The sequence below is a fragment of the Aeromonas sp. A35_P genome (assembly GCF_002259925.1).
GTDB classification, from domain to species: domain Bacteria; phylum Pseudomonadota; class Gammaproteobacteria; order Enterobacterales; family Aeromonadaceae; genus Aeromonas; species Aeromonas dhakensis.
In genome coordinates, this window is record NZ_NEVB01000052.1 from 1 (window position 1) to 10,644 (window position 10,644).

At 61.8% G+C, this 10,644-nt stretch carries 13 protein-coding genes and 1 pseudogene; 8 read left to right on the forward strand and 6 right to left on the reverse strand.

Annotated features, from left to right (window positions below):
- The coding region (locus CAK78_RS22960) for a hypothetical protein (RefSeq protein ID WP_217900810.1) at positions 1 to 241 on the forward strand (241 nt) is incomplete at its 5' end.
- Positions 238 to 1,347 (forward strand): YeeE/YedE thiosulfate transporter family protein, encoded by a 1,110-nt coding sequence (locus CAK78_RS04455; protein WP_176452663.1) that lies wholly within the window; start codon positions 238 to 240, stop codon positions 1,345 to 1,347. The genes CAK78_RS22960 and CAK78_RS04455, both read left to right, overlap by 4 nt.
- A gap of 166 nt (positions 1,348 to 1,513) precedes the next feature.
- Here CAK78_RS04455 and CAK78_RS04460 read toward each other — a convergent pair whose 3' ends face one another.
- The gene (locus CAK78_RS04460) at positions 1,514 to 2,188 is read right to left on the reverse strand and encodes a chromophore lyase CpcT/CpeT (protein ID WP_176452664.1); all 675 of its coding nucleotides are present in this window, start codon (positions 2,186 to 2,188) and stop codon (positions 1,514 to 1,516) included.
- A 270-nt stretch (positions 2,189 to 2,458) separates the two neighbouring features.
- On the opposite strand from CAK78_RS04460, the pseudogene CAK78_RS04465 reads away from it, so the two are divergent.
- From CAK78_RS04465 to CAK78_RS04480, 4 genes and pseudogenes are all read left to right on the forward strand, one after another.
- Positions 2,459 to 3,112 (forward strand): annotated as a pseudogene (locus CAK78_RS04465) (DUF3313 domain-containing protein); the annotation flags it as partial.
- 106 nt (positions 3,113 to 3,218) lie between these two features.
- Positions 3,219 to 3,578 carry a cystatin family protein gene (locus tag CAK78_RS04470; protein ID WP_094696499.1) on the forward strand — a complete coding sequence of 120 codons (360 nt, stop codon included), beginning with the start codon at positions 3,219 to 3,221 and terminating at the stop codon, positions 3,576 to 3,578.
- Between the two features lie 124 nt (positions 3,579 to 3,702).
- Positions 3,703 to 4,215 carry a cupin domain-containing protein gene (locus CAK78_RS04475; protein WP_017783328.1) on the forward strand — a complete coding sequence of 171 codons (513 nt, stop codon included), beginning with the start codon at positions 3,703 to 3,705 and terminating at the stop codon, positions 4,213 to 4,215.
- Between the two features lie 78 nt (positions 4,216 to 4,293).
- The gene (locus CAK78_RS04480) at positions 4,294 to 4,743 is read left to right on the forward strand and encodes an SRPBCC family protein (RefSeq protein WP_094696500.1); all 450 of its coding nucleotides are present in this window, start codon (positions 4,294 to 4,296) and stop codon (positions 4,741 to 4,743) included.
- 80 nt (positions 4,744 to 4,823) lie between these two features.
- On the opposite strand, the gene CAK78_RS04485 is transcribed toward CAK78_RS04480, so the two are convergent.
- Positions 4,824 to 5,489, reverse strand: coding sequence for a hypothetical protein (locus CAK78_RS04485; RefSeq protein ID WP_094696501.1), 666 nt, complete (start codon positions 5,487 to 5,489; stop codon positions 4,824 to 4,826).
- A 188-nt stretch (positions 5,490 to 5,677) separates the two neighbouring features.
- Positions 5,678 to 6,178, reverse strand: coding sequence for a DUF1993 domain-containing protein (locus CAK78_RS04490; protein ID WP_017778633.1), 501 nt, complete (start codon positions 6,176 to 6,178; stop codon positions 5,678 to 5,680).
- A gap of 278 nt (positions 6,179 to 6,456) precedes the next feature.
- Between CAK78_RS04490 and ydfZ the strand changes: the two genes are divergently transcribed.
- Positions 6,457 to 6,654 carry a putative selenium delivery protein YdfZ gene (ydfZ, locus tag CAK78_RS04495; protein ID WP_094696502.1) on the forward strand — a complete coding sequence of 66 codons (198 nt, stop codon included), beginning with the start codon at positions 6,457 to 6,459 and terminating at the stop codon, positions 6,652 to 6,654.
- 146 nt (positions 6,655 to 6,800) lie between these two features.
- On the opposite strand, the gene CAK78_RS04500 is transcribed toward ydfZ, so the two are convergent.
- Positions 6,801 to 7,640: a class I SAM-dependent methyltransferase gene (locus tag CAK78_RS04500; RefSeq protein WP_094696503.1), complete on the reverse strand. Its 840-nt coding sequence runs from the start codon at positions 7,638 to 7,640 to the stop codon at positions 6,801 to 6,803.
- Positions 7,641 to 7,806: 166 nt separating this feature from the next.
- The gene (locus CAK78_RS04505; protein WP_254924709.1) at positions 7,807 to 8,304 is read right to left on the reverse strand and encodes a hypothetical protein; all 498 of its coding nucleotides are present in this window, start codon (positions 8,302 to 8,304) and stop codon (positions 7,807 to 7,809) included.
- 502 nt (positions 8,305 to 8,806) lie between these two features.
- Here CAK78_RS04505 and CAK78_RS04510 point away from each other — a divergent pair.
- Positions 8,807 to 9,967 carry a CgeB family protein gene (locus tag CAK78_RS04510; protein WP_094696504.1) on the forward strand — a complete coding sequence of 387 codons (1,161 nt, stop codon included), beginning with the start codon at positions 8,807 to 8,809 and terminating at the stop codon, positions 9,965 to 9,967.
- 449 nt (positions 9,968 to 10,416) lie between these two features.
- Here the strand turns inward: CAK78_RS04510 and CAK78_RS04515 are convergent.
- Positions 10,417 to 10,644, reverse strand: a 228-nt coding sequence (locus CAK78_RS04515; protein WP_141214122.1) for a transposase, incomplete at its 5' end; no start/stop codon positions are given.

Sequence of the window (10,644 nt, forward strand, 5' to 3'; positions counted from 1 at the left end):
AATCATGGGTAATCAGGAATTCATATTTCGCCATCAAATTCCAATTCAGGGCGACAGATATATTAATTATTGCGCGAAAACGGATTCATCCTCATTTCGCTCGGCAACGCAGGGTTCATTGATCTGGATAGGGTTTTGCCCGAATTTTCCGGCCATCCACCGGCTCCGGGCTGGAATCGGACTCAATGTGAGCATAGGATGCACGGCTTCCATCCATGACGCACAGGAAACAACAGCATGAATCGAAAATGGTCGCTCCCCATCGTGGCAATCGCGGGGGGAGCGTTACTCTGGCTCGGCAACACCTTTGGTATGAAATGGGCGCTGATGGCCCTGATCGGATTCGGCTTCGGCTTCACCCTCTCCTTCAGCCGCTTCGGCATCGTGTTCGGTTGGCGCGAGATGCTGACCAAGCGCAACAGTTACTACGTGCGGGTTCACCTGCTCACCATCGCCATCGAAATTCTGCTGTTCACCTGCTTCCTCTCCTTTAGCCACGCCCTGTTTGGCGATGCCATGGTGGGCAACGTGATGGCCATCGGCATTCCCTTCATCGTCGGCGCCTTCCTATTCGGCATCGGCATGCAGCTGGCAGGCGTCTGCGCCACCGGCACTCTTTATTGCTGCGGCGAGGGGCAACCCCGCTTCTGGCTGGTGCTGCTCTGCTACGGCATCGGCACCCTGATCAGCAACCAGTTCCGCCCCGAGCTGGAGGCCACCTTCTCCAGTCATGTGGTGCTGGCAAAAGACCTGACCGGCAATATCTGGAGCGGCATGCTGCTCAACCTGGCGCTGGTCGCCGCGCTGTTCCTGCTGTTTCGCAAGAGCGAACGGCAGCGCACCGGCGAGCTCAAACCCCTCTTCAGCGGCGGCAACCTGTTCTGGCGCGACGGTCGCTTCACCGTGCTGACCGGCGGCATCATCATCGCCGTGCTCAACTCCAGCGTGGTCGCCCTGCACGGCTCGGCCTGGACCATCACAGGCGCCGTCTATGACATGGCGCTGCGCGGTGCCTCCCTGTTCGGCCTGTTCGAGGGCAATCCCAAGCTGGCCCAGCCACTCTTCATCAACCCCATGGTCGGCATGTTCTGGCTGGGGATCCTGGGGGCCATGCTGGCGCGCTGCATCAGCGGTGGCGGCACCTTCGCCCCGATGCGGCTCGGCAACAGCCTGGCCTCCATCCTCGGCGGCCTGCTGATGGGGATGGGCGCCATGTACAGCGCCTGCAACCTCGGCGGCTTCTTCGACGGCACGGCATCGGGCAGCCTGCACGGCTGGGTCTGGATGCTGATGGCCCTTGCCGGCAGCCTGATCGGTATTCGCCTGCGCCCGCTGTTCAGGCTCTGAACCGCATATCATCGATAACAACAACGGGGGCCAGGCCCCCGTTGTTGTGTCGGCAAACACCCCATCCCGGCAATCGATAGCCTCTTTATTCTGCTTCGCAGAGCGCACACTGCGGCTACTCATCGACTCCCTGATCGAGCAGCGCTACCAGCTGTAGGGGGCAAGCCTATTCGCCGCGCTGCTTCACCCGGCGCAGATAGACATAGCCCTCCCCCGGGCTGCCCCAGCGCTGATGGGCATCGGTGTCATAGGCCCGATCCAGCAGTCGCACGCTGTGGGGGCCGATCCAGAGGTACTGCACCAGGGTGCTGGCACCGCCGAAATTGGTGGAGCAGCTGCCCACCTTGCTGTGACCGGCGTACTCCCCCGACGGCTGGCGAGTCAGCCAGATCTCGCAGCCCTGGCGCAGGGAGAGCTGTTGCGGGGTGAGGGAGTCGAGCAGTTCGGGCCGGCGCCAGGCACCGGCGAAGTCGATGGCTCGCGGCATGGTCAGCTCGGCCATCAGGATGCGGCCATCGGGCACCAGCGAGAAACGATAGATACGCTGGCGAAACGGGCGCACCGCCCGCTCGGTCAGGAACTGCTCGGCATAGACCCAGCGAAAACCCTTGTAGCCGGGCCAGATCTCCACCAACCGCAGTTCGGCGCTGGTAAAGCGGCTGTCGTAGCTGGCCTGCTCGCGGCTGGAGAACTCACCGGTAAACCAGGAGAGCAGCGGCTCCATGCTGGCAGGCTGCGTCGTGGTGGTGCCGTCAGGGGGCGTGGTGACGAAGGGGCTGGGTGCCGCCCAGGCCAGGCAGGAGAAGAGCAGCCCCCACAGGGCCGCCATCAGGCTGGTCATCGAATCCTTCCGAATCAGTGTCATGGCGGCGATTATATGAGCGAACGGCGTCAATATCCGCAACCTTGATCAAATGATTGCCGATCCGAAACAAAATCATCGTATTAGCGTCATGTCCCGGCCATCGGGTAGCCACCGACGCCAGGCTGGATCCTGCCTGAACACCCCGCATTCTGTCCTTGTGGGCGCTCTTTGAATCGGTTATCTCTCTTGCCATGCCCTGCGCAGCGGATGCCAGGGTCGGACAAGCAGCGCAATCAGGAGCAAGAGATGAAGAGAGCCGTAATCGCGGGCATGGTGGCCATTCTGCTGAGTGGCTGCGCAGTGAAAAAACAGATCTCCCACAGCCTGCAGGCGATCCCGCTGACCGCCTTCCAGCAGAGCGAAAGCAACCCCAACCAGCGCATCTACAAGGAGCCCGGCGTGGATCTGCGCCAGTACCAGTAGGTGCTGCTCGATCCCTTGCAGTTCATCCGCCAGGAGAACGGCCAGTGGTACCTGCTGACCGCCAACGAGCAGAACGAGATCGGTCGCTATTACCACGCCACCTTCCAGCGCGAGCTGATAAACCACGGCGTCAAGATTGCCACCGCCCCCGGCCCCGGCGTGCTGCGGGTGCAGGCGGCCATCACCAACTTCGACCTGACCCGGCCCGACCCCAAGCTGCGGGATCTGCTGCCCGCCAAGATCGCCATCAACGTCACCCGCGAGGTGATCGGCAAGGAGCCCTATCTGCTCAGGGTGGGCAGCATGGCCCAGCTGCTCGACTCCCAAAGCGGCAAGCTGCTGGTGCGGGTGATGGATGCGCGCGAGAGCCCGGACACCACCCACAAGGAGAGCCCCATCACCGCCGGCGAGATGGCGAAGATGATCGACCAGTGGGCCGCCGCCCGCGCCAAACAACTGGCTGACAACCTGGGTCGCGGAACAGGCCGGCCGCCCCCCAAAAGGGGGGCTTTTGGAGCCATGACAGCTGCGTTATTGCCCGAATGTTGATAAGGTCATTACTTTATTGGCTGGAGGAAAAGATATGAAAAAAGCGCTGTTTCCCATTCTGGTTGCCGGCCTGCTGAGCGCCTGCAGCATGGCTCCGCAGCAGGAGTGCACCCCCATGGCTGGCGGATGGCAGAGTCAGCCGTTGCCGAACGCAGAGGCCGAAGCGGCGCTGGCCAGCGTGCTGGCGCGCATGAACACCTCCGCCAGGCTGGAGCGCATTCTCGAGGTGCGCAGCCAGGTGGTCTCCGGGATCAACTACGACATCGCCTTCCAGCTCGACAACGGCGAGGTGTGGAATACCCGCGTCTATCGGGATCTCGCCGGCCACTACCAGATGACCCGGCCGGCCGCCCAGGGGGAACTGCCCGCCATGCCTTGCGTCAAGGCCAAATAGCCCCGACCATCGGGCCCCTCGCCAGAGGGGCTCATCTGACCAGCAAATCTCTGCTGTTCTCCCCGCACTCCGGCAGTCAGGATGACCCTTCCCGTGACCATATCTTCATAGAAAAGGAACCACTATGACCCGTCACCCCAGCATCAAACACTGGCGCGAGCTGCAGGAGCCCGAACCCGGCCGCTACTCCGGCAGCCAGGAGCCGCTCTCCCTGGGCAGCGCCCTCGGCAGGCACTACGGCTTTGCCCGCCTCGGCATTCACCACGAACTGCTGCCACCGGGCCGGCGCACCAGCTGGCCCCACGCCGAGGAGACCGAGGACGAGTTCGTCCACGTGCTGGAAGGCACCCCGGATGTCTGGCTCGACGGCGTGCTCCATCGGCTGCAACCCGGCGACTCGGTCGGCTTCAAGGCGGGTGACGGGCTGGCCCACACCTTCATCAACAATACCGATCAGCCGGTGCGGCTGCTCTGCGTGGGCGACACCGATCGGGCGGACAACCACATCCACTACGCCCTGCACCCCGAGCGCAACCGCTTCATCGGTGAGCGGCACTGGGATGCGGTGCCCGAGCGCGAGCTGGGGGACCACGACGGCCTGCCCGACCAGCTGCGCGAGCGCAACGGCCCCTTCTAGGGCGCCGCGATCTGCCTCTGGGCGGCAAGCGGACGCAACCGACTATCCTTGATGGACTCAAGGCAACGAGGAAGAGAGATGAAGACAGGAACAGTGCGGCTGCATCGGGTGCTCAAGGCGCCGCCGATGCGGATCTACCGGGCCTTTATCGAGGCCGATGCGCTGGCCAAATGGCTGCCACCCCATGGCTTCACCTGCCAGGTGGAACAGCTGGAGGCCAGGGTCGGCGGCCACTTCCGGATGGCGTTCACCCAGTTCGGCAACGGCCACAGCCACGCCTTTGGCGGCGAATACCTGGAGCTCGAACCGGGCAAGCGCATTCGCTACACCGACCGCTTTGACGACCCCAACCTGCCGGGGGTGATGCACGTGACCGTGATCCTGACCGGGGTGGTGTGTGGCACCGAGCTCGTCATCGTGCAGGAGGGGATCCCCGCAGCCATCCCGGTGGAGATGTGCTATCTCGGCTGGCAGGAGTCCCTGGCCCAGCTGGCGGCCCTGGTGGAGCCGGAGATCCCGCCGGGCTGAATCATGCCCACGAAAAAGCCTGCCAACTGGCAGGCTTTTTTATTGCTGGCGGCCTGTGCGCGCCAAACCACCATCCGGGCTCAGCGGCCGGGGGCCTTGTCCAGCGGGAAGGCGAAGAGATCGCGGCGATAGGTCTCGACCACCAGGCTGAACGGCACGCCATCCCCCCGTGAGAGGATGGCCCTATGCTGCAGCACCCGCTCGGGGATCGCCAGCGGCTGGTCACTGCTGGTGAAGGTGGGCATCTGCATCTCCCAACCGGCTGGCAGGGGTGCCCACAGCAGGGTGGAAGAGAGGGTCCGGCGGCTGAAGTTCAGCGCCTTGACGGCCAGGCCAAACGGAGTATCGCTGGTGTCGAGGAGCCGGTTCATCTCGGGAGTGAGGCGGCTTGGCACGTACCAGTTGTCCGCTTCGGAGAAGAGATGATCGCCACAGGCGAGCTGCACCCGGCGATAGCCTACGGGCTCGTCGGCCGCGATCTTGAGCTGCTCGCGGACGGCGGCGTCGGCCGGTTTGCGGGTATCCTGATCACGCAGGGCGCGGATGCGCGGCTCCCCGGCCATCCGGTGGTCGGCGCACCAGTTCTGCAGGGTGACGGTGGCGCTCGGGTTGCTGAGCAGGGTGGCGTTGAGGGTCTGCAGCAGCGCCTGCGCCTTGAGACGGGTGACCGGGGTGTCGGGCCAGCTTGCGGCGACGCTTTCCTGCGCCTGCACGGCGCCGTGGCACAGCAAGGCCGCCAGCATCATTACTCGGATCTTCATGTTTCTCTTACCCTTTCTAGCTTGAAGCCGGATTGTAACCGCGCGAGGGCCGAAGACCACGCCTTTATGCCCAGAGCCGTCGCCAGCGCTCATTCCGCTAGATCCGGCTCGTCCCCCGTTCGCGGATAAAAAAAGCCTGCCAGCGGGCAGGCTTTTTCGCACCTGAATACAGCTTATTGCAGCTTGATGGCGCCCAGGTAATCCCCCTTGCCGAGCTCGACCCCGGCCTGTCGCAACAGGGCATAGGTCATGGTGAGGTGGAAGTAGAAGTTGGGGATGCCGTACTCGTGCACGCAGGTGTGGCCGTCCATTCCCTTGCCACCGGCCCAGTAGGGGGTGTAGTGGCCGCTCGCATACTGGCTGAAGTCGGCATCCAGCTTGCTCTGCAGATAGGTGAGGGTCTTGGCCACATGGGCGCGCAGATCCGCCATGGTCTTGGGGTCATCCCCCAGCACCGGCGGCTCGCTCAGGCTGGCAGTGGCCACCACGGCACGGGCGCTGTCGCAGCAGATCAGCACCTGCTTGGCCAGCGGCAGCATGTCGACGATGAGCCGCTCATTGAAGAAGTTCTCCACGTTGAACTTCTTGGCGGCGGCATGGGCCTCGGCCTTGGCCAGGCAGTGGTCGAGGTTGGTCAGCATCTTGATAAACTGGGCAGCGATCTCACGATTCATAATGCGCTCTCGGTTGGTTGAAGGCGGTTGCACGAGCGGCATCCACTATAGCGTATCCCCCCGTTTGTTCGAGCCCGTCCCCGCAAAATGCCGGCCCCGGCCAGTTGCCCAGCGACAGGATTGGACGACGCCGCGCGGCAGGCCCGCTCGCCCCTGCCGCAGTACCGAGTCCCTCTTTGGCTCTTTTTTGATCTGTGACATGCATCACTCTTTGGCGGGGGCGTAGGCTGATTCGCGCAGCCCGGGCATGTCGCCGGGCACCATCAAAGGAGAGTGCCATGAAAATCTATGACCGAAACCGCAATGCGCTGACACCGGGTCAGCGGGTGATGATCGCCGCCACCGGCGCCGTCGACGTTCTGAAAGAGGCCCACACCGACAACCTGACCCCCTATCAGGCCGAGCACCAGCAGTGTGTGCTGCTGACCAACGCTCAAGAGCGTTATGCGCCCATCGAGTTGATTAGACTAGGCTGATACCCGGCGTTACCTGTCACCCTACTCTTTACAATTCACCCGGCCACCGCGCCCCGTCAGTGGCCGGGTTTCTGGTTCCCCGCTTTATCCCCCCTCCTTGATTGCCCGACGTGAACCGGTTCACGCCCGCCTAGCATCCCGGCGCCTCAGGATTTGTGCGCGACTATCTGGGCGAGGGCTATGCGCCCCTCCTGCAGGTTTCGTCCCTGATTTTGCGCCATCTCCTTGAAGTCGCTCCCGAGCAGCAGATGAAATCCCAGGGGCGGCAGCCCGTCGCGGCGGATCTTCTCCGCCAGCGCGACAAACCAGGTGCGCGCCACCTCGGTCGTGTCTCGCCACTCGGTCACTGCGAAGCCCGCCTCCCCGAGCAGGGTACGCAGCGCATCCGGGGTGACGAGGAAGCTGGTCTGTGGCGTGCGTGCCCAGGGCACCGGGAAGAGAACGGGACCTGACGGGCCGGCCAGCACGTCGTAGATGGCCAGGGTGCCGCCAGGTTTCAGCACCCGGTGCATCTCGCCATAGAGACGGGCCTTGTCCGGTATGTTCATCGCTACGTGCTCGGTCCAGACCACGTCGAAGCTCTGATCCTCGAAGGGCAGCCGGGTGGCGTCCCCCTGCCGGTAATCCACCAGATGGGTGAGACCCGTCTTCGCGCTGAGCAGGGTCGCCGCCCGGCAATACTCCTCCGTCAGATCGATGCCGGTGACGCGGCAGCCAAACTCGGCCGCCAGACAGCGCGAGGCACCGCCGACTCCGCTGCCCACGTCGAGCACCCGTTTCGCCGCATCGAGACCGGCCGCGTTGGCCAGTTCGAGGGTCGCCGTGCGCCCGCGAATATGAAACTGATCGACCGGGGCGAGATCCTCTGGGGTGAGCCGCTCCACCGGCTTGCCCAGGCTCGCCAGTGCCGCCACTATCAGCTCCCCCAGATCCGCCCGGGTGTAGTGGGCCTCGATGGCCTCGTTGACTTCCTGTTCCCTGGACATGGCTTTCTCCTTGTACTCCTGCGACACCCGGCATCGGCCGCCCGTCGATGCCCCGTTAAGGCAACTCTAGGGCGCGCCTTGCGAGGTATCAATTTCGGATCATGCCAACAGCATCTGGTTGCCGTGTATTGCGCTCCCGGGCGCCGCCAACCTGCCGGCGGCTTGCTCAGCGAAGTGGGAGGCCAGCATTTGCTCCGCCAGCGCAGGGGCCGAGACGTGGCGCTGGCACAGGAGCCAGCAGCCGCCTGCCAAGATGGCGGATCAGCAGCAGCGGCGACAACAGGGTGAGCAGCAGCCAGTGGGTGTGGGGCAGGATAAAGCTCCAGATGATCTCGTGAGGTAGCCAGGTCGACGCGGTTGCCGTCATAAAGGCGATGTCATAGGTCTCCCACAACCAGAGCCCGGCAAAGAGCGGCAACAACAGCGGGCGGGGTGTCAGCAAAAACAGCGGCAAGTAAACACAGGCGAGTACGACGCTGAACTCCAGCATGGCCGGGGTCAGCTCAGCCAAGGTATGACTGGGGGAGAGACCGCTCCATTGGACAGGCGTCCCCTCGGCCAATGCAGGCCACCAGGATGCGTATTGAAACAGGGTAAACGAAATCAGAAACAGCAGGCAGGTCAGCAGCGCCAGCGCCGTTTTTCGCAACAGCCAGCGCCCCATCCGGCGCAGTGTCGGCATCCACTTAGACATCAATGGCTCCCATCTGGTGACGAAGCAGTATGCCTTGGCTGGCGGCGTGGTCAAAACCGCTCTGCAGACTCTCTTGCCTACACCCACACGCTTTTCTGCCTCCGAGTTACAGCCAAGAGCGACATGTTGGTTCCATTGACCAAGCGTCATCGGGCATATGGGAAGCTAGACGGGTACCCGCATCTGAAGATGTGTCATTCGTTGACACCCTGCCTGGGTGATTGTTGACAAGCCGGCTTCGTGCGAGACTCTCCATCGCGTTATCCAGGGACAATTGAGACCAGTATGGACAACGTCGCCTTGACGCCCCCTCTGTCCTGACAAGCCGAGAGGCCAGGGCCAAAAACAGGCCCATCCCATGATGGGGCAGCAAAACAGTCATCAGGACATGACGAGGGTACAGGGCTCAATGACATGACGCAGGAGCCTGCAAGATCGTCCCCTCGCCATGACCAGACACAGGGGAGAAAACATGAAGGATCAGGCTGCAACCGTACTCTGCTTTGAGCATGTCACCATCGCGAGAGACTGCATGGACACGCTCCAGGCGTTGGGGTTTAACGTGATTCGCATCGCCTATTCTGCCGAGGTGTTTACCAGGCTGCCATTTCTCAATTTTGATTACCTCTTCAGCATCAACTTCAACCCCCTCCTCTCTCAAGCGGCCGAAGCGCTGCGCAAGCCCTACATTGCCTGGGTTGTCGATACGCCTTGCTATGGCATGCATCATGACGCCATCTCCAACCCCCTCTCCTTCACGTTTGTCTACGACCTTGCCGTAGCAAGCAGGCTCAAGGAGCGGAGCAATGGCAACGTCTACTACCTGCCGGTCGCCGTCAACGAGCAGCGCCAACTGCCAGCCGAGCCGGGTTATGATCACGATATCTCCTTCATCGCCAACCTGACCCCGCCGGAATACCAGACCCACATCAAGCCACGGCTGGCCCCCGGACCGCTGCAAACGCTGGAAGAGCTGATTGGGCACATCGATGCGCACCTGGAGGGGCGGCCCCTGACTGCACAACTCACGGAATCTCATATACGGCTTGTGAAAGAGGTGTATCCGCTGAGCGGGCTACCCTACCTGAGCGAATATGAAAAACTGGCCTATCTGCTGGGCCGCGAACACTCCTATCGGGAAAGGGTGTCCTGTATCCAGGCTCTGGCGGCCCGGTTTGAACGGGTCGCCGTGTATGGAAACCCGGAGTGGGCGACACACACGCAGAGCTATTGCGGATACGCAGAACATTACCAAGCGATGCCACGCCTGTTTCAACGCAGCAGGATCAACCTGAATCTGGTGCGCAGTTTCGTCGAGTCGGGGCTCCCCATGCGGGTGTTTGATATTCTTGACGCCGGTGGATTCATGGTGACCAACGACAAGGAGGATCTGCATCATCTCTTCACCCCGGGCAAGGATCTGGTGATCTTCCGCGATACACAGGATCTGCTGGAGATCTGTCGCTATTACCTGAACCACGAGGAAGAGCGCGCCGCCATCGCCGCCCATGGGCAACAGACGGTGCTGACCCACCACACCTATCGAGCGCGCCTGATCAGCTTGTTCCAGACCGTCCAGAGTGAGCTGGCAAGCATGCAACCCTCTGGTGTACAAGCGCATTCAAATAACTGACGGCCATGTCTGATATCAGACGGTGAGTGACCATTCTCCCTGTCAGCCCGTGCAGGTTCGATCGGCGAGGTGTAATCGAACCTAAGTCCCTGCCCTGCGTAGCGTCAGCATCCATTTAGGCATCAATGACAAGCGGCATGCCGCAGTTCGCTGCATCGTCAAAGTGCCGCACCATGCCGGTTAATTGTCGGAATATTGAATCCCGTCACATCTGGGGTGACCTGAATAGTTGCTCGACGATGCAGCCCCATGCGAACCTTTCTCTCTCGTTAAAAACTAAAAACAAGCACTATGTTCAGGCAAAAAATGATTAGGGAAGGTGCGAACAAGTGGATCGCACCTTCATCATGAGTAATATGCCCACATTTTAAAATTTCATTACTTCAAAATTCGGACGTATTTACTCCCAAATCTGACTTTTTGTTCCATTACCCCCCCCTTTTCGGGGCTTACCTCGCATTTTGGACGCAGCTACCCCATCCCCGTATCATCTGCTCCACTCGAAACAGATTCGCCAGCGTAAACAACATCGCCAGTTGGTTGTCGTTCTTCCGCAGCCCCTTGTACCGTGCTTTCACAAAGCCAAACTGACGTTTGATGAGCCGGAACGGATGTTCCACTTTGGCGCGGACGCTGGACTTGAGCCTCTCAAAAGCAATTACTGTCTTGTTTTTACG

Coding starts and splice junctions, on each gene's coding strand:
- CAK78_RS04480 (WP_094696500.1), top strand. CDS start 4,294: ATGAAGACAGGAACAGTGCGGCTGCATCGGGTGCTCAAGGCGCCGCCG.
- CAK78_RS04490 (WP_017778633.1), bottom strand. CDS start 6,178: ATGAATCGTGAGATCGCTGCCCAGTTTATCAAGATGCTGACCAACCTC.
- CAK78_RS04485 (WP_094696501.1), bottom strand. CDS start 5,489: ATGATGCTGGCGGCCTTGCTGTGCCACGGCGCCGTGCAGGCGCAGGAA.
- CAK78_RS04510 (WP_094696504.1), top strand. CDS start 8,807: ATGAAGGATCAGGCTGCAACCGTACTCTGCTTTGAGCATGTCACCATC.
- CAK78_RS04460 (WP_176452664.1), bottom strand. CDS start 2,188: ATGACCAGCCTGATGGCGGCCCTGTGGGGGCTGCTCTTCTCCTGCCTG.
- CAK78_RS04500 (WP_094696503.1), bottom strand. CDS start 7,640: ATGTCCAGGGAACAGGAAGTCAACGAGGCCATCGAGGCCCACTACACC.
- ydfZ (WP_094696502.1), top strand. CDS start 6,457: ATGAAAATCTATGACCGAAACCGCAATGCGCTGACACCGGGTCAGCGG.
- CAK78_RS04505 (WP_254924709.1), bottom strand. CDS start 8,304: ATGGGGCGCTGGCTGTTGCGAAAAACGGCGCTGGCGCTGCTGACCTGC.
- CAK78_RS04455 (WP_176452663.1), top strand. CDS start 238: ATGAATCGAAAATGGTCGCTCCCCATCGTGGCAATCGCGGGGGGAGCG.
- CAK78_RS04470 (WP_094696499.1), top strand. CDS start 3,219: ATGAAAAAAGCGCTGTTTCCCATTCTGGTTGCCGGCCTGCTGAGCGCC.
- CAK78_RS04475 (WP_017783328.1), top strand. CDS start 3,703: ATGACCCGTCACCCCAGCATCAAACACTGGCGCGAGCTGCAGGAGCCC.